Source organism: Pseudomonas sp. FW305-E2, assembly GCF_058782925.1.
The window spans coordinates 84,239-108,540 of sequence record NZ_JBYSYE010000006.1; the positions used below are offsets into that span (position 1 = coordinate 84,239).

Here is a 24,302-nt window from a genome sequence, read left to right on the forward strand (position 1 = left end):
TTCGCACTTCAAGGCGCCCCTCAGGCATGCTCGACGAACACATCAGCAAACACCTGCCCCCGCGGTACCCCTGCCATGAACATGCGCCGGGCAAACCGCTCGACACTCGCCGGTGCCCCACACAGCAGCGCCACCGTCTGGCGCGACAACAGCCGCATCCTGGCCAACGCTTCATCCACATGCTCCACCAGCACCAGCTCGACACTCACCCCGGGCAGCTTCAGCAGCTTCTCCGCCAGATAGTGCCCAGCCGGATCCCGCGCCACATGCACCACCCGGATTTCGCCCCGATGCCCCCGGCGCAACGCTTCGCGCAAGATACCCCAGAGCGGCGCCAGCCCGGTTCCCGCAGCCAGCAACCACAGCGGCCGCTCCTGCCAATCTGGGTCGTAATGAAGGGCTCCGCCTCTGAATTCCCCCAAACGCATCTGATCCCCGACCTGCAGACCACGCGCCTTGTCGCAAAAGGCACCCGGCCGCTGACAATCGATATGAAACTCGAGAAAATCGTCCTCACCCGGCAGACTGGCCAAGGAATAAGGCCGAGCAACCGCGCCTAGCCACAGCACCACGTGCTGCCCCGCCTGGTAACGCACCACCCGATCGGGGCGCAACCGCAGGCGCAATACATCGCCAAACCAGTCCAACGCACAGACCTGTGCCGGTACACCACCCAGCAAGGGGTCGTATAGCGCCACACGCAGGTCCTCGACCACCCGGCACTGGCAAGCCAGACGCCAGCCTTGGGCGTGCTTCTCCAACGCCAATGCCTCGGGCAATGCGTCTGCCGGTTGCCCTTCCAGGCAGCGCACCAGGCAGGCGTGGCAACTGCCAGCACGGCAACTGTAAGGCACATTCAGCCCCGCCTCGTTGAGGGCATCGAGCAGGTTGCTGCCAATGGGCACAGTCCAACGGCGCAAGCCCACATAGATTATGGGCATGATTACAGTTTCTCCAAAACAAGGAACCCGACGGCGGGTTTCATGGCGAATGTACCACAGCGACGGCAGAATTATTTTTTACAATCAACGAATTGAGTGTCAACTGACAAATTTGACAGTTTAACCTTGATGGTTAACACATCACGCTGGGATCTCCTCAAGCGTGGAGGTACCCATCATGAAATTCACACCTATAAAATCAGAACTATTAGACCCTGACTATGGCGAACAAGGCATTGCTTATCCAGACCTGAACTTGGTGTCAATAAACGCCTCAACAGTCTCAGCCAAAGATGATAAATGGCGCCTGTGCGTAGGTCAGACCCGTATTGGCGATGCGTTGGGTTATGCGCTCATGCGCATAGACCACAACGGGAAATTGGATACTACGTTTGGCAAAGGCGGCTTGGCTACCGGAACCTTCAAAGAGGGCTACAACTCTTCATCCGCAGGCATTCATCTGCACGGCGAGCACATCATCATCACGGGCACCTGCCGCGACCCATCGACCAACTTGGAGTTGCCGGCGCTGGCTCGTTTCACTGCGAACGGGCAGTTGGACACCCGATTCGGCAGCCATGGACACAAGGTCATCGAACTGCCCCCGGCACCTCCGAAGTCCTCAACAAATCCGACAACGAATCCGGCAGCGGCACCGCCCCTCACCAGCATATCCAGCACAGACGGAGTTTTTGTTACCTACCAGTACCCCTGGTCACACAGCGTGCTGATGAAGTTTAACTTCGACGGAGATTACGACACCAGCTTCAATAAGGTTGGATATAAATTCCTGACCCCTCCTCAATCTTCCGAAAGCTCCGGAAGAGTCTGCTTGATCACAGGCAGAAAAATCTATGTCTGCGGCATCACTACAATCAAGGACGACAGTGGCCCCTACATAGTCTGCTTGAAAGACACCGGTTTGGAAGATGGAGAGTTTGGTGCGAATGGATATTTACTATCGGAGCTCGCGAGCGGGTTGTATTTCCATGATCTGGATACGCTGAATGATGAAGGCAGCATCGTTTGCATCGCCTCCGTGGGCCTGCAAAAAGGCTACCTGACGGCCTTTACGCGCAGCGGCTCGAAAATCCCCGGCTTCGGCGGCACCACCGAATTTGGTGGCGAGGGCGGGCAGTGGACAAGCGGATACGTCAACCGTTCCCTGGAGAAAATTATCACCTCCGGTTCCACGTTAGGCGGTGAAGAAGCTGATGTCGTCGTCGGGCGCTTCAACCTTGACGGAACTCCTGACACAGCATTTGGTGAAAACCGCGGCTGGGGACGCATTGCATTGGGTGACAGCATGGATATTGCCGTGAGATCCAGCGCCGAGGTGACTGGCAAAACCATCATCTGCGGAACCGATTTCGAGTCCGGTCGTGCCCGCGTGGGCTTTTTACTCCGTTGCAACACGGACAGTTGACCCCATCACCTCTGCTACGTTGTAGTGATCAAAGGCCGAGTTCACCTTAACCCGTGCACGAGCTCGGCCTGTACCCTCCATATTCTTCAGTCGGCTCACCCCCTATCACCACTCAGCCTCTTGGATACCTGTCGCCTGCGACGTCACGCTTGGCAGAAAAACCATGCCTGCCCGTTACCGACCATGGTCCAGACCGGCCGCAGGTGTGCCGGGCACGGATGCGCGCTATACTGCCGCGCCTTTTTCCGTCGGCCTGACCTGCCGGCGCCTTGCAAGGCGCTTCGACGTGCTGGTCGGCTATGTCGAGCGTCTTTTTGAATGTTCCCGTCTTTAAGAGGAGCGCGCTGCATGACCGTGATCAAGCAAGACGACCTGATTCAGAGCGTCGCCGACGCCCTGCAATTCATCTCGTACTACCACCCCGTCGATTTCATCCAGGCCATGCACGAGGCCTATCTGCGTGAGGAGTCGCCTGCTGCACGCGATTCCATCGCCCAGATCCTGATCAACTCGCGCATGTGCGCCACCGGCCATCGTCCAATCTGCCAGGACACCGGTATCGTCACCGTGTTCATCCGCGTGGGCATGGACGTGCGCTGGGATGGCGCCACCATGAGCGTCGACGACATGATCAACGAAGGTGTGCGTCGCGCCTACAACCTGCCTGAAAACGTCCTGCGCGCTTCGATCCTGGCCGACCCGGCCGGTGCCCGCAAGAACACCAAGGACAACACCCCGGCAGTGATCCACTACTCCATCGTCCCCGGCGACAAGGTGGAAGTCGATGTCGCAGCCAAGGGCGGCGGCTCGGAAAACAAGTCGAAGATGGCCATGCTCAACCCGTCCGACTCGATCGTCGACTGGGTACTGAAGACCGTGCCGACCATGGGTGCTGGCTGGTGCCCGCCTGGCATGCTCGGCATCGGCATCGGCGGTACCGCCGAGAAGGCCGCGGTCATGGCCAAGGAAGTGTTGATGGAGTCCATCGACATTCACGAACTGAAAGCCCGTGGCCCACAGAACCGCCTGGAAGAAATCCGCCTGGAGCTGTTCGACAAAGTCAACCAGCTGGGCATCGGCGCCCAGGGCCTGGGTGGCCTGACCACCGTGCTCGACGTCAAGATCATGGATTACCCGACCCACGCGGCGTCCTTGCCGGTGTGCATGATCCCCAACTGCGCCGCTACCCGCCACGCCCACTTCGTGCTTGATGGCACCGGCCCGGCAGAGCTGGAAGCGCCGTCGCTGGACGCCTACCCGGAAATCGTCTGGGAAGCCGGCCCAAGCGCCCGTCGCGTCAACCTCGACGACATCACCCCGGAAGAAGTGGCCAGCTGGAAGCCGGGCGAAACCATCCTGCTCAACGGCAAGATGCTGACCGGCCGCGATGCCGCGCACAAGCGCATGGTTGAAATGCTCAACCGTGGCGAAGCGTTGCCGGTAGACCTGAAAGGCCGCTTCATCTACTACGTCGGCCCGGTCGACCCGGTGGGTGACGAAGTGGTAGGCCCAGCCGGCCCGACCACTGCTACCCGTATGGACAAGTTCACCCGCCAGATCCTTGAGCAGACTGGCCTGCTGGGCATGATCGGCAAGTCCGAGCGTGGCCCGACCGCCATCGAGGCGATCAAGGACAACAAGGCCGTGTACCTGATGGCTGTTGGCGGCGCTGCCTACCTGGTCGCCCAGGCCATCCGCAAGTCGAAGGTATTGGCCTTCGCCGAGCTGGGCATGGAAGCGATCTACGAGTTCGAGGTCAAGGACATGCCGGTGACCGTCGCTGTGGACAGCAACGGCGAGTCGGTACACATCACTGGCCCTGCCCTGTGGCAGAGCAAGATTGCCGAAAGCCTGGCCGTCGAAGTGAAGTAACCTGATGTAACTGCGGCGGCGGCTTCGCGGGCAAGCCCGCTCCCACACGTACAGCGCAAGCCAGAAGGCTACGCGTTACCTGTGGGGGCGGCCTTGGCCGCGAAGAGGCCGCACTGTCATCACAGGACTCTCTCGAACTGCTCCGGCCAGTCCCGCCAGGTAAACACCTGCCCTTCCCGCCTCACCCGACGCACTTCCTGCAGATCTACCTCACACACCAGCCACTGGCTGCAGTCCGGGTTCAACTGCTCGCTCAACGCCACCACCCCATCCCCCGGCATCCCGTGATCCGGCGGCACGAACAAGCCTGCCCGGCCGATATTCTCGTCCAATGCCGGCGACCAGGGCGCCACCCCCACCGTAGGGCTCTGCAACACGGCAATCTGGTTCTCCAGGGCACGCGCCTGGGCGCCGATACGCACCCGGTGATAACCGGCTTCGGTATCGGTACAACTTGGCGCCAGGATCAGGTCGGCACCACACTCGGCCAGGCGGCGGGCCAGCATCGGGAACTCGTTGTCGTAGCAGATCAGAATGCCCAAGCGCCCCAGTTCGGTTTCGAACACCTGCAGCCCCTGGCCTGCAGCGATGTCCCACTGCTCGCGCTCGAAGCGGGTCATCATCAGTTTGTCCTGATAACCCAGCACACCCTGGGGGCCGAACAGCCAGGCACGGTTGCGGTAGCGCCCATCTTCGTCCAGCACCGGCACACTGCCCGGTTGCAGGTAGATCCCCCAGCGTCGGGCAAGGCTCTCGCACAACGCTTTCCAAGGTTCGATCAGCGGCTGGATGCCGGCAATCGAAGCCTTCAGGTCTTCCCGCTGCCCGGCATTCAGCTGGCCGCTCAGCACCAGCCCGGCGTACTCCGGCATTAGCAGCAAGCGTGCCCCCGCCTCCACCGCTTCGGCGCACAGGCCTTGCAGGTGGTCGGCGTAGGCGTCCCAGGTTTCGTGCAGCTCGATAGCGTACTGGCAGGCGGCCAGGCGGATCATATCGGCAGTGCCTTGAGCCAGAACGACATCAGCTTGTCGGAGCTTTCCTGCTCGTCCAGGTCGCGCCAGGCGTAGGTGGTACGCAGCGACGGGTCGTGCAGGAAGCCGCGGTTGCGCCAGAAGCCATGCAGGGGTTTGTACTCGGCTGGCCGTCGCGGGTGCGCACCAGGTCGCTCGACCGCGCAGAACGCGCAGTAATCGAACTCGGCCAGTTTGTGTGCGTAGGACTCGCGCTCGATGAAGAAGCGAACCCCCAGGCCCTGACCGCGGTATGCCGGCAACACCAGCGACTCACCAAAGTAGTACACACTGGCCGGGTCTCGCCCCTGGGCCAGGAATGGCTGCTGGAATTCGGGCGCCACATCCACCAACGGCAGGCCGGTAGAGGCGCCGACCACCTTGCCGTCGTCCAGCGCCAGCACAACCAAGCTGCGCCCGGAGCGGGCATAGTTGGCCAGGTAGTCGGCCTCGTACTCCGGGGTGCCGTCGTAAAGGTAGGGGAACTCGCGGAACACAGTAAGGCGCAGGCGAGCGAGGTCATCGATGTAAGGCGCGATAGCGGCACCGTGCAACAGGCGTATTTCCATGTTTGGCGGTCGTTTTGTCGATGTGGATGACGCGCTCGGCTAAGCCGGGCTTGAGGGGAAACCCTATCATCCGAGGTAACGACCCGCCTTTTCCCTACACGACAGGAAATGTTCCATGACCGCAACCGAACTGGTAAATGCTTACTACGCCGCCTTCAACGCGGGTGACATGCCGGGCTTTCTGGCGCTGCTCAGCGAAGACGTGATCCACGACATCAACCAGGGCGAGCGTCAGATGGGCAAGGCCAGGTTCGCCGCGTTCATGGACAAGATGAACCGCTGCTACCGCGAGCGCCTGGCCGACATCGTGGTGATGCAGAACGCCGATGGCAGCCGCGCGGCGGCGGAGTTCACCGTGCATGGCCAATACCTGGCCGATGACGAAGGGCTGCCGACGGCAAACGGCCAAACCTATGTGCTGCCGGCGGGGGCGTTCTTCTATATTCACTGTGGCAAGATTGCCCGGGTGACCAACTACTACAACCTCAATGACTGGGTTGAGCAGGTTGCCTGAAGCAACCCGCTGCCAATTCAATCAAGCCTGTCAGACAATACGCGTGCCCAGCACTTGAAGGAACGCCGCCAGCCAGGCCGGGTGCGCGGGCCATGCCGGTGCGGTCACCAGGTTGCCATCCACATGCGCCTGGTCCACCGCGATGTCGATGAACGTGCCACCCGCCAGGCGCACTTCTGGCGCACATGCCGGGTACGCGCTGCACTCACGCCCCTCCAGCACCCCTGCCGCTGCCAGCAGCTGGGCCCCATGGCACACCGCCGCAATCGGCTTGCCGGCCTGGTCGAACGCCCGCACCAGGTCCAACACCTTTTCATTCAGGCGCAGGTACTCCGGCGCGCGGCCACCTGGGATCAGCAGCGCGTCATAACTCTCGGGCCGCACCCGCACGAAATCATAATTCAGGGCAAAATTGTGCCCTGGCTTTTCGCTGTAGGTCTGTTCACCCTCAAAGTCATGAATCGCGGTACGCACGGTCTGCCCCGCCAGCTTTTCCGGGCACACCGCATGCACCGTGTGGCCCACCATGCTCAAGGCCTGGAACGGCACCATCGCTTCGTAATCTTCGACGTAGTCGCCCACCAGCATGAGAATTTTCTTCGCCGTCATCTCGCCCACTCCTTCGGTTAACTGTGAATAGTCACTGCACGATAGCCGCTGTCAGTCACGGCGGTCGAGGAAGTTGACCACCAACCGATCAAGCCAGCCCCAGATCCGTTGCTTCACCCTGCGCCACAAAGGGCGCGCATGCCAGTGGGCGAGGTCGACTTCTTCGCTCTGGGCGAAGTCGCGCTCGAAGCTGGCCACCACCGCCGCTGTCAACGGCGGGTCCAGCGCTTCGATGTTGGCTTCAAGGTTGAAGCGCAAGTTCCAGTGGTCGAAGTTGCACGAACCGACGCTGACCCAGTCGTCTACCACAGCCATCTTCAGGTGCAGGAAGCACGGCTGGTACTCGAAAATCCGCACGCCCGCACGTAACAGACGCGGGTAGTAACGATGCCCGGCGTAGCGTACCGAGGGGTGATCGGTGCGCGGACCGGTCAACAACAGACGCACGTCCAGGCCCTTGCTGGCGGCCCGACGCAATGAACGGCGCACGCTCCAGGTCGGCAGGAAGTACGGCGTGGCCAGCCACACCCGTTTCTTGCCGCTGTTCAGCGCCCGTACCAGCGCGTGCAGGATGTCCTGGTGCTGGCGGGCGTCGGCATAAGCGACCCGGCCCATGCCCTGACCCTGCGCAGGCACCTTGGGCAGACGCGGCAGGCCAAAGCCTTCAGCAGGGCGCCAGGCGGTGCGGCGGTTGTTGGCTTGCCACTGACGGTCAAACAGCAACTGCCAGTCGCTCACCACCGGCCCCTGCATCTGCACCATCACTTCGTGCCATTCGCTGGTCGCCTCACCGGGCGTCCAGAACTCGTCGGTAACGCCCGTCCCCCCCACCACGGCCCAACGTTCGTCAACCAGCAGCAATTTGCGATGATCACGGTAAAGGTTACGCAGGCCACGCTTCCAGCGCAGGCGGTTATACCAGCGCAAGTACACGCCAGCGTCCAGCAGGCGCTGACGCAACGCGCTGTTGAAGGCCAATGAACCGTAGTCATCAAACAGGCACCGCACCCGTACGCCACGCCGGGCAGCCTGCTCCAGCGCGTCGACCACTGCATCGGCACAGGCCCCGGCCTCGACCAGGTACAGCTCCAGGTCAACCTGGAACTCGGCACGCATGATCGCCTGGAGCATGCGCGGAAAAAACACAGGGCCGTCGATAAGCAGTTCGAACTGATTGCCATCACGCCAGGGGAAGACCGGCCCCGCCATGTCAGCGCGCAGTGAAGATCAGCACCGCGCTAACCGGTACCGACGGGTTGATGGACTTCAACCTGGCGAACTTGCGCAGGCTTTCCAGCCCCGGCAGCAAGCCAAAATCTTCGGCGCGCAGCACCAGAGGCTCAAGGGTCACCACCTGGAAGCGCCGCGCATCCAGGCGGGTGGCCAGCAACAGGACATTGTAGCTGTGCGACTGGCCATGCAGGGTGACCGTCAGCGGCAGGCGCAACTCGATCTGTGCACCGTCGGCCAGGTCATTGATCGGCTGCAGGTCAATCTTCGCCTTCACGGTGGCCTCGGCGAAGCGCTCGACCTCGAACAGGTTGTCGCGCATTTGCTCGTCACGCAGCGGAATACCACTGCTCACCGAGTCCATCTCGATCCTCAACCCGGCCATACCCTTGCGATCGACCGTGCCATGCAACACCAGAAAGCGATGCACTTCGGCGGTGTCGCCGTTCTTGCCGGTGATGAATGACAGCCGTGAAGATTCGCCATCCAAGTGCCAATTGGCATGAGCGGGCAGGCACAAAGCCAGCAATAAGGCAGGCAGCAGACGGGGCAACTTGAACATGACAGATCTCGTGAAACCAGGCCGCCAACCTTACCCGCCTGCATTCATGGCAGCAAGCGGCAGCCCTCACGCGCGCCTTGCCAGGCCGCCTGGCTGCGTCGCCCCAGGCCTTCAGCGGTGACTCGCCGCTGCTGGCTGTTTTCCTCCAGCAGGCTCAGTGGCAGCCACTGCTTCACGTACCCTTGGCAGTACACCTTGTCGAAGCCCATGACAAAGCGGCAGGAACAGTATTCCTTGGCCGAGTAGGCCGAGAGTATGCCGGGGAAGTCCGCCAGTGCCTGGCGTTCCTGCCATGCCCAGAACAGGAGCCCTGCCAGCGCCAGCAGCAATAGCCGCTTCATGCCCCCTCCCCGGCCAGTACCGCCAGCACCCGCTTGAGCAGTTCGTCGTGTCGATAGCTGCCGTCGCGGTCATCGGCGTAGCGCACGATCACCAGCTTTTGCTCAGGCAGCACATATAACGCCTGCCCCCAGTGGCCAAGGGCGGCGAAGGTGTCTGCCGGTGCACTGGGCCAAGGCCGTTCGGCGCCAGCCAGCGGCTGGTTGAGCCACCAATGGCCACCCGGGATTGCCTCGCCAGGCAGCGCCTGGGCCTGGACAAACGGGGTGCGGTTGAAGGCGACCCAGGCTTTGGGCAGCAATTGTCGGCCCTGCCAGCGCCCGTCGCGCTGCATCAGCAGGCCAATACGGGCCAAATCGCGGGCACTGAGGTAGAGATAGGAAGAGCCTACGTAGGTGCCTGCCCGGTCACGCTCCCACACCGCACTGCCGATACCCAACGGGGTGAACAGTGCGTGCCAGGGGTAGTCGGGGTACTGCGCGGCATCGAGCATGCCGCGCAGCGCGGCGGCCAGCAGGTTGCTGTCGCCGCTGGAGTAGAGGAATCGCTGACCGGGGCTGGCGGCAACACCCTGCGCCGCCGCGTAGGCAGCCATGTCTGCGCGGCCACGGGTATACAGCATGGCCACCACCGAGGACTTCAGCGGCGCGTATTCGTAGTCTTCCTGCCACTCGAGGCCACTGGCCCAGTGCAGCAGGTCGGCCACGCGCACGCCTGGGTGGGCGCGCATGGGTGGATAGAAGCGGCTGACCGGGTCTTGCAGCTGGAAGCGGCCTTCGCCCTGGGCCACGCCCATTATCGTGGCCAGTACGCTCTTGCTTACCGACCAGGTCAGGTGCGCGGTGGCGGCACGGGTGGGCGCGGTGTAGCGCTCGTGGAGGATACGCCCGTCGCGGATGATCAGCAGAGCGTCCGTGCGGATGCCGCTGCGCTCCGAGGGGGAGCGTGCAGGAAAGGCGTAAGCGTCGACGGCCTGCCAGTCGAGGGTGGCGGGGTCGTTCTGCCACTGCGGGTCAGGCCAGTCCTCCGCCTTGGCGCTACCTGCAACCAGCGCAAGGATGACCAACAGTACCTTCATCGTGCTCGCCTTGATGGGGGCTGCTTTGCAGCCCTTCGCGGGCAAGCCCGCGCTCACAGTCGCAGGAGCGGATTCCCCCGCGAACAGGCCAACATCATCAATACAGAATCAGCGCCGAACCGGCCGCTTCTGCAGCTTGCGCTGCAACGTCCGTCGGTGCATGCCCAACGCCCGCGCGGTGGCCGAGATATTACCTTCATGCTCGTTCAGCACGCGCTGGATGTGTTCCCACTGCAGGCGATCGACCGACATCGGGTTTTCCGGCACCAGGGTATCCAGGTCGGTGTGCTCCGACAGCAGTGCTGCCAACACATCATCAGCGTCAGCCGGCTTGCACAGGTAGTTGCAGGCACCGCGCTTGACCGCCTCCACTGCGGTGGCAATGCTCGAGTACCCGGTCAGGATCACCACGCGCATTTCCGGGTCCAGTTCCAGCAGCTTGGGCAGCAGCACCAGGCCGGAGTCGCCATCCATCTTCAGGTCCAGCGTGGCGTAGTCCGGCAGGTCCTGCTGGGCCAGAATCAAGCCTTCTTCGGCAGAACTGGCAGTGCTCACACGGAAACCGCGACGGCTCATGGCCCGGGCCATGACCCGGGTGAAGGTGGCATCGTCATCCACCAGCAGCAGGTGCGGCAGCTCTTCGCTTTCGACCTGGTTTTCTTCGCTCATCATTCATCTCCTCGCTTGCCATAGGGCAGGCGCAGTTCGGTCAGGGTGCCACCCTGTTCATGACTATAGAGTTTCACCGAGCCGCCCGCACGGGTCACGCTGGCCTTGCTCAAGAACAGGCCCAGGCCGAAGCCTTTGCCCTTGGTGGTAATAAAAGGTTTGCCAATGGCTTCGGCAATGGCTGGCGGTACACCAGGACCATGGTCGTGGATACTGATGACGATGTCCTGGGCGTCCCAGTCCAGGCGAACCTCCAGATCATCAGGGCAGGCATCGGCGGCATTGTTCAACAGATTCAGTAACGCCTGGGTCAGGTCTGGCGGCGGCGCCAGACGCGGCACCTTGCCGTCGCGCAGGCGCTGGAAGCGGTAGCTGGCTTCCGGGCGCATCAGGTGCCAGCGGTTGAGCGCCTCGTCCAGCCAGGCGGTCACATCCTGCTCCACGATGGCCAGGCGCCGGTTGGCTTCGGCTGCGCGCACCAGCTGTTGCAAAGTCTCTTTGCACAGCTTTACCTGGTCCTGGAGGATCTGCAGGTCCTCCTGCAACATCGGGTCGGTATGGTCCTGGCGCATTTCGTTGATCAGCACGCTCATGGTCGCCAGCGGCGTACCCAGTTCATGGGCGGCACCGGCGGCCTGGGTAGCCACAGCCAGCAGTTGCTCGTCGCGCAGGCTTTCTTCACGCCGCTCTGAACGCAGCTGCTCCTGGCGGCGCAGCTCTTCGGCCATGCGCGCGGCAAAGAAGGTGATCACAGCCGCCGCCAGGGCAATGCTCAGCCACATGCCGTAGACCTGCATCTTGTCCCGCGCCATCGGCAGCCCTTCGAGCGGGTAGAACTGCACCAGCAGCAAGCTGTAGGCCGTCAGCGCAATGCCCGACAGGATCAGCGAATACAGCCACGGCAAGGTCACCGCGGCAATCGCCAGCGGCACCAGGTAATACGACACGAACGGGTTGGTCGAGCCGCCGGAGTAATACAGCAAGGCACTGTGGATCAGCAGGTCACAGGCCAGCTGCAGGGCGTACTCCATTTCGGTGACGGGCAGCGACAGCCGCAGGCGCAGGGCCGTGAAGGCACACAGCAACGAAGACAAGGCCAAGGTGCCGGCCAGTGACAGCCAGGGCAACGGCAGCAGTTCGGTCCAGTAGGCAACGCCCACCGAGCCGGCCTGGGCAGCCAGGACCAAGACCCGAATGACGGTCAGGCGCCAGAGGTTCTGGCGGGTAGCGGACAACGGTTGTACGGCGGCGAGCATGAGCTCTCCTGATGAGTGCTCCAGAAAAATCGGCTGGAGTATACCGAAGCCAGGCGCCTCGCTGCAGCGATGCGGCAAAGCGCCACACTTTGTCACAGGTTCATGATGGCACTTTTGAACCCACTACACTGTTGCCGGTCCTAAGGGCCATGCGTGGAATGGATGACCAGCCCCCACGCCTTCAAATGCCAAGGAGTACCACATGCAAATCCCACGTCGCGGCGCCGCCCTGATCATGTCTTGCGGCCTGCTCGCCAGCCTCCCGGCACTGGCCGCCGATGAACCGCGTTTCAACCAGGTATCGCTGCGTGCCGAAGTCAGCAAGGAAGTGGCGCGCGACCTGATGGTCGTGACCCTGTACAGCGAAGCGCAGAACAGCGACCCGGGCAAGCTCGCCAAGCAGATTACCGAAACCATGAACAAGGCCGTGCAGCAGTCACGCCAGGTCAAGGACGTGAAGATCAGCCAAGGCAGCCGCAACAGCTACCCGGTGTATGACAGCAAGGGCCAGAAAATTACCGGCTGGCGCGAACGCGCCGAACTGCGCCTTGAAAGCGCCAACTTCCCGGCCTTGTCCCAGCTTACCGCCGATTTGTTGCAAGAGCTGAAAATGGCTGGCATGGACTTCTCCATCGCCCCGGCCACGCGCAAGGCCAGCGAGGATGCTCTGCTCAAGGATGCGGTCGATGCCTTCAAGGCACGCGCGCAACTGGCGACTGAAGCGCTGGGTGGCAAAGGCTACAAAGTGGTGAGCCTGAACCTCAACAGCAGCGGCTACCCGCGCCCGTACTTGCGTAGCGCGCCGATGGCGATGAAGGCCATGGGGGCTGATGAAGCAGCACCGGCGCCAGATATCGAGGCGGGCACCAGTGAAGTGAGCATGAATGCCGATGGCCTGATCGAAGTGCAGATGCCATAAGGCGTCCACGCATCATCTGTGGGAGCCCGCGAGCAAGACACGGCGGTGGATGGCACGGGCTTCGCCCGTGTTCGCGGGTAAACCCGCTCCTACAGGTGAACGCGCCATTTTCACGATTTTCAGACCTTTCTTACGCACCATCAAGGTGCGTCCTACGTTTATCCTTGCCTAGAAACATCGCGCAAAACGCCATCATTTTGCCTACGCAAACGTTTAACTTCGCCAAAAGTTATACCGATGCGACATCCATGTACGGTCGTACCACTTTTCTGACGCCAACTATCCTTGTACCTGTTGCATTGGGAACACCCCCTGCATAAGTATCCGCAGGTCGGCTCACGAGGCCACCTCATCCAAAAAATGACAACAATGAGGCCACCATGCTCAAACACGCAGTCATTCCGTTCCTGCTGGGTGCAGGCTTGCTCAGCGGCGCACCTTCGGCCGTTGCCGCATCCAACCTGGTGTTCTGCTCCGAAGGCAGCCCAGCCGGCTTCGATCCGGGGCAGTACACCACCGGGACCGACTTCGACGCCTCGGCAGAGACCGTGTTCAACCGCCTGACCCAGTTCGAGCGCGGCGGCACTGCGGTCATCCCGGGCCTGGCGACCAAATGGGAAGTGTCCGACGACGGCAAGACCTACACCTTCCACCTGCGTGAAGGGGTCAAGTTCCACACCACCGACTACTTCAAGCCCAGTCGCCCGTTCAACGGCGACGACGTGCTGTTCACCTTCAACCGCATGCTCGACAAGGACAACCCGTTCCGCAAGGCGTACCCCACCGAGTTTCCATACTTCACCGACATGGGCATGGACAAGAACATTGCCAAGGTGGAGAAGCTTGACGAGCACACGGTGAAGTTCACCCTCAACGAGGTGGACGCCGCGTTCATCCAGAACCTGGCCATGAGCTTTGCCTCGATCCAGTCCGCCGAATACGCCGACCAGTTGCTCAAGAATGGCAAGGCCGCCGACATCAACCAGAAGCCGATCGGCACCGGCCCGTTCGTGTTCAGCAAGTACCAGAAGGACGCGCAGATCCGCTTCAAGGGCAACAAGGACTACTGGAAGCCCGAGGACGTGAAGATCGACAACCTGATCTTTGCCATCACCACCGACGCCTCGGTGCGCATGCAGAAGCTTAAAAAGAACGAGTGCCAGGTCACCCTGTTCCCACGCCCGGCCGACATCGAGCCGCTAAAAGCCGACAAGAACCTGCAAATGCCGCAGCAGGCCGGTTTCAACCTCGGCTATATCGCCTACAACGTGATGGACAAGATCAAGGGTAGCAACGAGGCCAACCCCATGGCCCAGCTGAAAGTCCGACAGGCGCTGGACATGGCCGTGGACAAGAAAAAGATCATCGAGTCGGTGTACCAGGGCGCCGGCCAGCTGGCGGTCAACGCCATGCCGCCCACACAGTGGTCCTATGACGACAGCATCAAGGACGCCGCCTTCGACCCCGAGAAAGCCAAGCAACTGCTCAAGGAAGCCGGCATCAAGGAAGGCACCGAAATCACCTTATGGGCCATGCCCGTGCAACGCCCGTACAACCCCAATGCCAAACTGATGGCCGAAATGCTCCAGTCCGACTGGGCCAAGATCGGTATCAAGGCGAAGATCGTCAGTTATGAATGGGGCGAGTACATCAAGCGCTCCAAAGGCGGCGAACAGGGTGCCATGCTGATTGGCTGGAGCGGTGACAACGGTGACCCGGACAACTGGCTGGGTACCCTCTACGGTTGCGATGCCGTCGATGGCAACAACTTCTCCAAGTGGTGCTACAAGCCCTACGACGACCTGATCAAGCAGGCCAAGGCCACGTCCGACCAGGCCAAGCGTACCGAGCTGTACCAGAAGGCGCAGCACATCCTCAAGGAGCAGGTACCGATCACCCCGATCGCCCACTCCACCGTCTACCAGCCCATGAGCGCCAAGGTGAAGGACTTCAAGATCAGCCCGTTCGCGCTGAATTCCTTCTACGGCGTCAGCGTGGACAAATAGGCTGACTGAGGCACCCGCTGAATCGCGGGTGCCCTTCACCCCCGCCACCTCTTCATGTCGTCCTGCGGCCATACGCTGCGGGGGCGACGAACTGTTGCCGCCATTCGTACCCGGAGGCGGCGCGAACAGATGAAAAAGGATTTGCCATGCGCCACGTTACCCGCCTTTCCGCGCTGCTGGCCCTGGGCCTGATCAGCCAATCCCCGGCCCTTTTGGCCAACAATCTGGTGTTCTGCTCCGAGGGCAGCCCCGCCGGCTTCGACACCGCCCAGTACACCAGCGCCACCGACAACGACGCCGCCGAACCCATCTACAACCGCCTGGTCGAGTTCGAACGTGGCGGCACCGCCGTGCACCCGGCCCTGGCGACGCACTGGGAGGTGTCCGACGACGGCCTGCGCTACACCTTCCACCTGCGTGAAGGGGTCAAGTTCCACAGCAACAAGGCCTTCAGCCCGAGCCGCACGTTCAACGCCGACGATGTGCTGTTCACCTTCAACCGCATGCTCGACAAGGGGCATCGGTTCCGTCAGGCCTACCCTACCGAGTTTCCCTATTTCAACGGCATGGGCCTGGACAAGAACATCGCCCGTGTCGAGAAGACCGACCCATTGACCGTGGTGTTCACCCTGAACACCGTCGATGCCGCGTTCATCCAGAACCTGGCCATGAGCTTCGCCTCCATCCTCTCCGCTGAATACGCCGAACAGCTGCTGGCCAGTGGACGCCCCAGCGACATCAATCAGCAGCCTATCGGTACCGGGCCGTTCGTGTTCCAGCGCTACCAGAAGGATTCGCAGATCCGCTACAAGGGCAACAAGGACTATTGGGCAGCGAACGAGGTGAAGATCGACAACCTGGTGTTCTCGATCAATACCGACCCCTCGGTGCGCATCCAGAAGCTGCGCCGCAACGAATGCCAGGTGACCCTGCACCCACGCCCGGCCGACCTGCCGGCGCTCAAGGCCGACAGCACGCTGCAGGTGCTCCAGCAACCAGGCTTCAACCTCGGCTACATCGCCTACAACACCCAGCACCCACCTTTCGACCGCCTGGAAGTGCGCCAGGCAATGGACATGGCGGTCAACAAGAAAGCCATCCTCCAGGCGGTGTACCAGGACGCCGGCCAACGGGCGGTCAACGCCATGCCACCGACCCAGTGGTCCTATGACGACAGCATCAAGGACGCCCCGTACGCGCCGGAAAAGGCCAGACAGCTGCTTCAGCAGGCGGGTGTCAAACCTGGCACCGAGATCACCCTGTGGGCCATGCCGGTGCAACGCCCGTACAACCCCAATGCCAAGCTGATGGCCGAAATGCTCCAGGCCGACTGGAGCAAGCTCGGATTCAAGGTGCGCATCGTCAGCTACGAATGGGGCGAATACCTCAAGCGCATGAAAAACGGTGAGCACGACATCGCCCTGATCGGCTGGACCGGTGACAACGGCGACCCGGACAACTGGCTGGGCACCCTCTACAGCTGCGATGCCATCGGCAGCAACAACTACTCGCAGTGGTGCGACCCGCAGTACGACAGCCTGGTCAAGCAGGCCAAGCAAGTGACCGACCGTACGCAACGCACCGCCCTGTACCAGCAGGCCCAGCAGCGGCTCAAGCAGCAGGTACCGATTACGCCGGTGGCGCATTCCACCGTGAGCCAGCCGCTTAGCGTCAAGGTTTCCCAGTTCAAGGTCAGCCCGTTTGGGCGCAATGATTTTTCCGGTGTGAGTGTTGATTAAGCGTTAGCCAGTACCGGCCTCTTCGCGGGCAAGCCCGCTCCCACAGGATCTCGACAGGTTCGGACACTGCGCCCTACCTGTGGGAGCGAGCTTGCCCGCGACGAGGCCAGAACGGCCAACACAACGCCCCGATTCTGCCCGGCGATCCCGCGGCACCCCTGGCAACACCGCAGCAATCACCCGGCCCACAAGGCCGGCCATAACTAGAAAAGAAAGGGAGCTTTAACCTTGAAAGTATTCACCTTGACCGCACTGGCGTTATCCATCGGTGCCTTTTCCACGGTGGCCCAGGCAGATCCGCAGAGCCAGGACTACCTCCCGCTCACCCTCAAAAGCAGCAGCGAGCAAGCGCAAGCCAGCGGCTTCATCGACGGCCAAAGCCTGTCCGGCAGCACCCGCAACTGGTATGCCCGCGAACGTGCAGCACGCGCGCCGCTGTGGAAGTACTACAAGAACGACGGCACCCGCCACGACACCCACAACCGTGAAAACTGGGTCCAGGGCACCATCCTCAATTACAGCTCCGGCTTCACCCAGGGCACCGTGGGCTTCGCCGTCGAGGCTGCCGGCTACAACGCCATCGCCCTGCAGCAGAGCCGCGAAGCCATTGCCGGCCCCAACAACCGCACCCTCACCCACAGCGATGGCGACCCCATCGGCCAGTGGAGCAAACTGGGCCTGGGCAATATCAAGGCGCGCGTGTCCAACACCACCCTTACCCTTGGCCGCCAGTCGGTGGACACGCCGATGATCGCCTACATCGGCAACCGCGCCCTGCCCTCGAGCTTCCAGGGCGCGTTCCTGCACAGCGCTGAATTCGACAACCTCAGCCTCGACCTGGGCACCTTCGACCGCGTCTCGCCACGTACCGAACAGAGCCTCAGCAAGTTCCGCAGCGAGTACAGCGCCACCGGCGTGGAAACCGACCGTGCCAGCACCGCCGGCATCAACTACCAGCCGTTCAAGAGCCTGAGTACCAGCCTGTACGCCACCAAGGTCGACGACTTCTGGAACCAGTACTACTTCGGCGCCAACCATGTGCTCGGCGACAGCGCAGTGCTCAGCCTGAGCACCGGCCTGAACTACTACAAGACCGTCGACGCCGGCAGCCAGAAAATGGGCAAGATCGACAACGACACCTACAGCCTGTCACTGGGCCTGACCCATCAGGCCCACACCCTCAGCGCCTCCTGGCAGCAGGTCAACGGCAATGAGTACTTCGACTACCTGCACGAAACCAACGGCATCTTCCTGGCCAACTCGCTGCTGTCGGACTTCAACGGCCCCAACGAGAAATCGCTGCAGATTTCCTATGTGCTGAACATGGCGCCCTATGGCGTACCTGGCCTGAAGTTCAACCTGTACAACGCCCGCGGCTGGGGTATCGACGGCACTCACTACCGCGGCACTGCCTACGACGTGAATGGCCTGGATGGCGAAACCCACTATGAGTGGGGTATCGGCACCAGCTACGCGCTGCAGAGCGGGCCGCTGAAAGACACCAGCATCCGCGCCACCTACACCACCCATCGCGCCAGCAAGGCCCAGGGCGATGGCAGCCTGGATGAGTTCCGCGTGGTCACCACCATTCCGTTCAACATTCTCTGACCGTCGACGCCCTGGCCCGTTTCGCTGCGGGCCGGGGCGGCTACGCTGGAACCAATGCAAGCAGGGAGTTTTCAACACATGCACAGAGCTTTCATGAAATCGCGGCCGTTGCGCCTAGCCCTGGTCGCGCTGCTTCTGGGCGGCGCCACGCAACTGGCGGCCAAACCGCTGGTGGTGTGTACAGAAGCCAGCCCGGAAGGGTTCGACATCGTCCAGTACACCACCGCAGTCACCGCCGATGCCTCGGCCGAGACAGTGTTCAACCGCCTGGTCGACTTCAAACCCGGCACCACCGAGATCCAGCCGGCCCTGGCCGAGCGCTGGGACATTTCAGCCGACGGTCTGACCTACACCTTCCATCTGCGTCAGGGGGTGAAGTTCCACACCACCGACTACTTCAAGCCAACTCGTGACTTCAACGCCGATGACGTGCTGTGGAGCCTCAATCGCCAGCTCGACCCGAACCACCCCTGGCATGACAAGACCAGCGTCGGCTACCCGTACTTCGAGAGCATGGGGTTCAAGGAACTGCTCAAGTCAGTCAGCAAGGCTGACGAGCACACCGTGGTGATTACCCTCAGCCGACCGGAAGCGCCGTTCCTGCGCGACATGGCCATGGGCTTTACCTCGATCTACTCCGCCGAATACGGCGACCAGTTGCTCAAGTCTGGCAAGACCGCCGAGCTGAACAGCAAGCCGATCGGCACCGGCCCTTTCATTTTCCAGCGTTACAACAAGGACGCCCAGGTCCGCTTCAAGCCCAACCCGGACTATTTCCGCGGCAAGCCGCCGGCCGATGCGCTGGTGTTCGCCATCGCCATCGACAGCAACGTGCGCCTGCAAAAACTGCGCGCCAACGAGTGCCAGGTGGCGCTCTATCCCAAGCCCGATGACGTGCCGTCGATCAAGCAAGACCCGAAACTCAAGGTTGAAGAAATCGAGGCCTTGGTCACCGGCTACATCGCCATGAATACCCAGCACAAATACCTCAACGACGTGCGCGTGCGTAAAGCCATCAACATGGCCTTCGACCGCCAGACCCATGTCGACCAACTGTTTGGCAAAGGCAACGCGCTGGTAGGTGTAAACCCTTACCCCCCCACCATGATCGGCTACAACACCCACAACCAGAACCCAACGCGCGACCTCGACAAAGCCCGCGCACTGCTCAGTCAGGCCGGTGTACCCGAGGGCACGGTAATCACCCTGTTCACCCGCAACGGCGGCGGCCCGACCAACCCCAACCCGCGCCTGTCCGCCGAGATGCTGCAAGCCGACCTCAAACAGATCGGCCTCAAGCTGGATATCCGCGTCATGGAATGGGCCGAGATGCTGCGCCGAGCGAAGAACGGCGAAGCCGACCTGGTGTCCACCGGCTGGGCCGGCGACAACGGCGACCCGGACAACTTCCTCAGCCCGCTGCTCAGTTGCGATGCAGTGAAAAGTGGCGAGAACTATGCGCGCTGGTGCAACCCCAAGTTCCAGGAGCTGATCAGCCGCGCCCGCGAAGTGATCGACAACGACGAGCGTGCAAGGCTCTATAACGAGGCATTGAAAGTGTACGATGACGAACAACCCTGGATCAGCATGGCTCATCCAAAGATGTTCACCGCCATGCGTGACAACGTGGAGGGCTACGTGATCAACCCTCTGACCAACAACAACTTCGCCACCACCAAGGTGAAGTAGAACAACAACGACCGTCGGCCACCCACACGGGGACCGGCGGCTCTGCCGTACCGGGCTGATCGCCCCACGGCCTGATGAGGTAACCCCGACAATGTTGAGTTTTATTGCCCGGCGCCTTGGCCTGCTGATACCGACCTTTTTCGGCATCACCTTGCTGACCTTCGCGCTCATACGCCTGATCCCCGGCGACCCGGTGGAAGTGATGATGGGCGAGCGCAGGGTCGACCCCGAAATGCATGCCCAGGCCATGGAACGCCTGGGCCTGAACAAGCCACTGCCGGTCCAGTACCTGGACTACGTCGGCAAACTTGCCCAGGGTGACCTTGGCGAATCGCTGCGCACCCGCGAAAGCGTGTGGCGCGAGTTCCTCACCCTGTTCCCGGCCACCCTGGAACTGGCCTTCGCCGCCCTGCTGTTCGCCGGCGTCGTCGGCCTGCTGGCCGGTGTAATCGCCGCACTCAAGCGCGGTTCGCTGTTCGACCACGGGGTCATGGGCATATCACTGGCCGGCTACTCGATGCCGATTTTCTGGTGGGGCCTGATCCTGATCATGTTCTTCTCCGTGAGCCTTGGCTGGACCCCGGTATCCGGGCGCATCGACCTGCTCTACGACATCGAGCCGAAAACCGGCTTCATGCTGATCGACACCCTGCTCAGCGATGAAGAAGGCGCGTTCAAGGACGCTGTGATGCACCTGATCCTGCCGGCCATCGTGCTCGGCACCATCCCGCTGGCGGTGATCGCCCGCATGACCCGCTCGTCGATGCTCGAAGTACTGCGCGAAGACTACATCCGCACCGCCCGCGCCAAAGGCCTGTCGCCGGCCCGTGTGGTGTTCGTCCATGGCCTGCGCAATGCCTTGATCCCGGTACTGACCGTGTTCGGCCTGCAGGTCGGCACGCTGCTGGCCGGTGCGGTGCTGACCGAAACCATCTTTTCCTGGCCGGGCATCGGCAAATGGCTGATCGAAGCCATCGGTGCCCGTGACTACCCCGTGGTCCAGAACGGCATCCTGTTGATCGCCTGCCTGGTGATTCTGGTCAACTTCGTCGTGGACATCCTCTACGGCCTGGCCAACCCACGCATCCGTCATCAGCGCTGAGGCCCTTGCCATGACTAGCCCGATTACAAAATCCGTGTCACCGGCCAGCCCGGTGGACCAGAGCCTGCTCTACCCCTCCCCGTACAAAGAATTCTGGCAAGCCTTCGCGCGCAACAAAGGCGCGGTCATGGGCCTGGCCTTCATGTGCCTGGTGGTATTCTGCGCGCTGTTCGCGCCTTGGGTCGCCCCACATGACCCGAGCGAGCAGTACCGCGACTTCCTGCTGACCCCGCCGGTGTGGCTGGAAGGCGGCACCTGGCAGTTCATCCTGGGCACCGACGAACTGGGCCGTGATCTGCTTTCGCGGCTGATTCAAGGTGCACGGCTGTCGCTGCTGATCGGCCTGTCGTCAGTGGTGATGTCACTGATCCCGGGCATTCTCCTTGGCCTGCTGGCCGGCTTTTTCCCGCAGTTGCTCGGCCCGTCGATCATGCGCCTGATGGACGTGATGCTGGCGCTGCCGTCACTGCTGCTGGCCGTGGCCATCGTCGCCATCCTCGGCCCAGGCCTGATCAACACCGTGATCGCCATCGCCATCGTTTCCCTGCCGTCCTACGTGCGCCTGACCCGCGCCGCGGTGATGGGCGAACTGAACCGCGACTACGTCACCGCTGCCCGCCTGGCCGGCGCCGGCTTGCCCCGACTGATGTTCGTCACCGTGCTGCCCAACTGCATGGCACCGCTGATCGTGCAGGCCACGCTCAGCTTCTCCTCGGCCATCCTTGACGCCGCCGCACTGGGCTTCCTTGGCCTCGGCGTACAGCCGCCAACCCCCGAGTGGGGCACCATGCTGGCTTCGGCCCGGGATTACATCGAGCGCGCCTGGTGGGTAGTGAGCCTGCCTGGCCTGACCATTCTGCTCAGTGTGCTGGCAATCAACCTGATGGGCGACGGCCTGCGCGATGCGCTGGACCCGAAACTCAAGAACGCCGCCTGAGGAGAACGCCATGTCACTGTTGCAGATCAACAACCTGAATGTGCGCTTCGGCGACGCCAACGCGGTACCGGTGGTCGATGGCCTGGACCTGGCGGTGGATGCCGGCGAAATCCTGGCCATCGTCGGCGAGTCCGGCTCGGGCAAGTCGGTCACCATGATGGCCCTGATGGGCCTGATCGATGCCCCCGGGCGCATCACCGCCGACGCCCTCACCTTCGACGGCACCGACATGCTCAAGCTCAGCGGCCGTCAGCGGCGCAAGGTGGTGGGCAAGGACATCGCCATGGTCTTCCAGGACCCGATGACCGCGCTCAACCCCAGCTACACCGTGGGCTTCCAGATCGAGGAAGTGCTGCGCCAGCACTTGGGCCTCAAGGGCAAGGCTGCCCGCCAGCGTGCTCTGGAGCTCTTGAAGAAGGTCGAGATTCCGGCCGCCGAAAGCCGCCTGGACGCTTACCCGCACCAGCTGTCAGGCGGCATGAGCCAACGTGTGGCGATCGCCATGGCCATTGCCGGCGAGCCAAAGCTGCTGATCGCCGACGAACCGACCACGGCCCTCGACGTGACGATCCAGGCACAGATCATGGAACTGCTGGTCAACCTGCAGAAGGAGCGCAACATGGCGCTCATCCTGATCACCCACGACCTCGCCGTGGTCGCCGAAACCGCCAGGCGGGTGTGCGTGATGTACGCCGGCCAAGCCGTGGAAGTGGGCCAGGTGCCAGAACTGTTCGATGTGCCCGCCCACCCTTACAGCGAAGCCCTGCTCGCCGCGATCCCCGAGCACAGCATTGGCGCCGAGCGCCTGGCCACACTGCCTGGCATCGTCCCCGGCCGCTACGACCGCCCGGTCGGCTGCCTGCTGTCACCACGCTGCCCCTATGTACAGGACAATTGCCGGCGCCAGCGCCCGCCCCTCGACCCACAGGCCCACAGCCTGGTGCGTTGCTTCTACCCGCTGAACCAGGAGGTGGCGTGATGGCCGTCGTTCTATCTGCCCGGGAGCTGACCCGGCACTACGAAGTCTCCCGCGGGCTGTTCAAGGGCCATGCGCTGGTGCGCGCGCTCAATGGCGTGTCGTTCGAACTGGAGGCCGGCAAGACCCTGGCCGTGGTCGGCGAGTCGGGCTGCGGCAAGTCGACCCTGGCCCGCGCCCTGACCCTGATCGAAGAGCCGTCGTCCGGCTCGCTGCAAATTGCCGGCACCGAGGTGAAGGGCGCCAGCAAGGCAGAGCGCAAACAACTGCGCCGCGATGTGCAGATGGTGTTCCAGAGCCCCTACGCCTCGCTCAACCCACGGCAGAAGATCGGTGACCAACTGGCCGAACCGCTGCTGATCAACACCTCGCTGAGCAAGGCCGAGCGCCGCGACAAAGTGCAGAAGATGATGGAGCAGGTCGGCCTGCGCCCCGAGCACTACCAGCGCTACCCTCACATGTTCTCTGGCGGCCAGCGCCAGCGTATCGCCCTGGCCCGGGCGATGATGCTGCAACCCAAGGTGCTGGTGGCCGACGAACCGACCTCCGCGCTGGACGTGTCGATTCAGGCGCAGGTGCTGAACTTGTTCATGGATCTGCAGAAGGAGTTCAACACCGCCTACGTGTTCATCTCGCACAACCTGGCGGTGGTGCGGCATGTGGCGGATCAGGTACTGGTGATGTACCTGGGGCGGCCGGCGGAGATGGGGCCGAAGGAGGACATCTACAACAAGCCGCTGCATCCCTATACCCAGGCGCTGCTGTCGGCGACACCGGCGATTCATCCAGACCCGTTGAAGCCAAAAATTCGTATCGTCGGGGAGCTGCCCAACCCGCTGAACCCGCCGGATGGGTGTGCGTTCCACAAACGCTGCCCGTATGCGACCGAGCGGTGTGCCAAGGAGGTGCCGGCGCTGAGGCAGGTGAGTACGCGGCAGGTTGCGTGCCACTATGCGGAGCAGTTTCTTTAACTGTTAGAAAACTGGGCAGCCCTCAATGCGAAAAACCGCAGCTTGCTGCGCTGCCCAGCTGAAGTACCAAGGCTTTTTGATTGTGGAGCTGAATCCATTTGTGGACGAGGTTGCCATTGAGGCTGTAGTCCAAGGCGATGTTTGCGATGGAGGCGCCGGGCTCGTCGCACTCTGGGCTTTGAAAGGTTTATTGTAGGTACGGCGCTGAGGCCTGGAAAATGCGCTTGATGGGTCAGAAATGGTGTCCACTTTTAGGTGGACACCATGGCCTTCGCCGGTT

The 24,302-nt window shown here is 62.2% G+C and carries 22 protein-coding genes; 12 read left to right on the top strand and 10 right to left on the bottom strand.

From position 1 onward, the window contains the following. Positions 1 to 20: 20 nt before the first annotated feature. Positions 21 to 941: an iron-sulfur-binding ferredoxin reductase gene (locus AC3WLP_RS08115; protein WP_012051286.1), complete on the bottom strand. Its 921-nt coding sequence runs from the start codon at positions 939 to 941 to the stop codon at positions 21 to 23. 178 nt (positions 942 to 1,119) lie between these two features. On the opposite strand from AC3WLP_RS08115, the gene AC3WLP_RS08120 reads away from it, so the two are divergent. Together AC3WLP_RS08120 and AC3WLP_RS08125 are read left to right on the top strand one after the other, a co-directional pair. Beyond that, positions 1,120 to 2,367: an NHL repeat-containing protein gene (locus AC3WLP_RS08120; protein WP_088512977.1), complete on the top strand. Its 1,248-nt coding sequence runs from the start codon at positions 1,120 to 1,122 to the stop codon at positions 2,365 to 2,367. 348 nt (positions 2,368 to 2,715) lie between these two features. Next, positions 2,716 to 4,239 (top strand): fumarate hydratase, encoded by a 1,524-nt coding sequence (locus tag AC3WLP_RS08125; protein WP_012051284.1) that lies wholly within the window; start codon positions 2,716 to 2,718, stop codon positions 4,237 to 4,239. 119 nt (positions 4,240 to 4,358) lie between these two features. Here AC3WLP_RS08125 and AC3WLP_RS08130 read toward each other — a convergent pair whose 3' ends face one another. Together AC3WLP_RS08130 and AC3WLP_RS08135 are read right to left on the bottom strand one after the other, a co-directional pair. Next, positions 4,359 to 5,231, bottom strand: coding sequence for a carbon-nitrogen hydrolase family protein (locus AC3WLP_RS08130; RefSeq protein WP_014755411.1), 873 nt, complete (start codon positions 5,229 to 5,231; stop codon positions 4,359 to 4,361). Then, positions 5,228 to 5,818, bottom strand: coding sequence for a GNAT family N-acetyltransferase (locus AC3WLP_RS08135; RefSeq protein ID WP_003255235.1), 591 nt, complete (start codon positions 5,816 to 5,818; stop codon positions 5,228 to 5,230). Before AC3WLP_RS08135 ends, AC3WLP_RS08130 begins: the two co-directional genes overlap by 4 nt. 115 nt (positions 5,819 to 5,933) lie before the next feature. Between AC3WLP_RS08135 and AC3WLP_RS08140 the strand changes: the two genes are divergently transcribed. Further along, positions 5,934 to 6,332 (top strand): nuclear transport factor 2 family protein, encoded by a 399-nt coding sequence (locus tag AC3WLP_RS08140; protein ID WP_003255237.1) that lies wholly within the window; start codon positions 5,934 to 5,936, stop codon positions 6,330 to 6,332. A 30-nt stretch (positions 6,333 to 6,362) separates the two neighbouring features. On the opposite strand, the gene AC3WLP_RS08145 is transcribed toward AC3WLP_RS08140, so the two are convergent. The 7 genes from AC3WLP_RS08145 to AC3WLP_RS08175 form a co-directional block, all read right to left on the bottom strand. Beyond that, positions 6,363 to 6,941 (bottom strand): DJ-1/PfpI family protein, encoded by a 579-nt coding sequence (locus AC3WLP_RS08145; protein ID WP_003255238.1) that lies wholly within the window; start codon positions 6,939 to 6,941, stop codon positions 6,363 to 6,365. Positions 6,942 to 6,992: 51 nt separating this feature from the next. Further along, entirely contained in the window at positions 6,993 to 8,150 is a 1,158-nt protein-coding gene (locus tag AC3WLP_RS08150) for a phospholipase D-like domain-containing protein (RefSeq protein WP_003255240.1), read from the bottom strand. 1 nt (position 8,151) lies between these two features. Next, positions 8,152 to 8,733: a YceI family protein gene (locus tag AC3WLP_RS08155; RefSeq protein WP_012051282.1), complete on the bottom strand. Its 582-nt coding sequence runs from the start codon at positions 8,731 to 8,733 to the stop codon at positions 8,152 to 8,154. Between the two features lie 44 nt (positions 8,734 to 8,777). Then, positions 8,778 to 9,074, bottom strand: a complete 297-nt coding sequence (locus tag AC3WLP_RS08160; protein ID WP_012051281.1) for a hypothetical protein — start codon at positions 9,072 to 9,074, stop codon at positions 8,778 to 8,780. Then, positions 9,071 to 10,150, bottom strand: coding sequence for a serine hydrolase domain-containing protein (locus tag AC3WLP_RS08165; RefSeq protein ID WP_088512978.1), 1,080 nt, complete (start codon positions 10,148 to 10,150; stop codon positions 9,071 to 9,073). The genes AC3WLP_RS08160 and AC3WLP_RS08165 overlap by 4 nt, the downstream gene beginning before the upstream one ends. Before the next feature lie 108 nt (positions 10,151 to 10,258). Further along, positions 10,259 to 10,819: a response regulator transcription factor gene (locus AC3WLP_RS08170; RefSeq protein ID WP_003255244.1), complete on the bottom strand. Its 561-nt coding sequence runs from the start codon at positions 10,817 to 10,819 to the stop codon at positions 10,259 to 10,261. Beyond that, on the bottom strand, positions 10,819 to 12,075 hold the full coding sequence (locus tag AC3WLP_RS08175; RefSeq protein ID WP_012051278.1) for an ATP-binding protein: 1,257 nt from the start codon (positions 12,073 to 12,075) through the stop codon (positions 10,819 to 10,821). Before AC3WLP_RS08175 ends, AC3WLP_RS08170 begins: the two co-directional genes overlap by 1 nt. Positions 12,076 to 12,277: 202 nt before the next feature. Here AC3WLP_RS08175 and AC3WLP_RS08180 point away from each other — a divergent pair, with 202 nt between their 5' ends. From AC3WLP_RS08180 to AC3WLP_RS08220, 9 genes are all read left to right on the top strand, one after another. Beyond that, entirely contained in the window at positions 12,278 to 12,994 is a 717-nt protein-coding gene (locus tag AC3WLP_RS08180) for an SIMPL domain-containing protein (protein ID WP_003255248.1), read from the top strand. Between the two features lie 380 nt (positions 12,995 to 13,374). Next, entirely contained in the window at positions 13,375 to 15,000 is a 1,626-nt protein-coding gene (locus tag AC3WLP_RS08185) for an ABC transporter substrate-binding protein (protein ID WP_088512979.1), read from the top strand. A gap of 146 nt (positions 15,001 to 15,146) precedes the next feature. Beyond that, entirely contained in the window at positions 15,147 to 16,739 is a 1,593-nt protein-coding gene (locus AC3WLP_RS08190) for an ABC transporter substrate-binding protein (RefSeq protein ID WP_088512980.1), read from the top strand. A gap of 228 nt (positions 16,740 to 16,967) precedes the next feature. Beyond that, a complete protein-coding gene (locus tag AC3WLP_RS08195; protein ID WP_088512981.1) occupies positions 16,968 to 18,347 on the top strand; it encodes an OprD family porin in 1,380 nt (459 codons plus the stop codon). A gap of 78 nt (positions 18,348 to 18,425) precedes the next feature. Then, positions 18,426 to 20,036: an ABC transporter substrate-binding protein gene (locus tag AC3WLP_RS08200; protein WP_178085894.1), complete on the top strand. Its 1,611-nt coding sequence runs from the start codon at positions 18,426 to 18,428 to the stop codon at positions 20,034 to 20,036. A gap of 91 nt (positions 20,037 to 20,127) precedes the next feature. Further along, entirely contained in the window at positions 20,128 to 21,138 is a 1,011-nt protein-coding gene (locus AC3WLP_RS08205) for an ABC transporter permease subunit (RefSeq protein ID WP_003255257.1), read from the top strand. A 10-nt stretch (positions 21,139 to 21,148) separates the two neighbouring features. Continuing rightward, positions 21,149 to 22,075: an ABC transporter permease subunit gene (locus AC3WLP_RS08210; protein WP_003255259.1), complete on the top strand. Its 927-nt coding sequence runs from the start codon at positions 21,149 to 21,151 to the stop codon at positions 22,073 to 22,075. 10 nt (positions 22,076 to 22,085) lie between these two features. Next, positions 22,086 to 23,054, top strand: coding sequence for an ABC transporter ATP-binding protein (locus tag AC3WLP_RS08215; protein ID WP_003255260.1), 969 nt, complete (start codon positions 22,086 to 22,088; stop codon positions 23,052 to 23,054). After that, complete coding sequence (locus tag AC3WLP_RS08220; RefSeq protein ID WP_003255261.1) at positions 23,054 to 24,022, top strand: peptide ABC transporter ATP-binding protein; 969 nt, start codon at positions 23,054 to 23,056, stop codon at positions 24,020 to 24,022. Before AC3WLP_RS08215 ends, AC3WLP_RS08220 begins: the two co-directional genes overlap by 1 nt. The last annotated feature ends 280 nt before the right edge of the window (positions 24,023 to 24,302 follow it).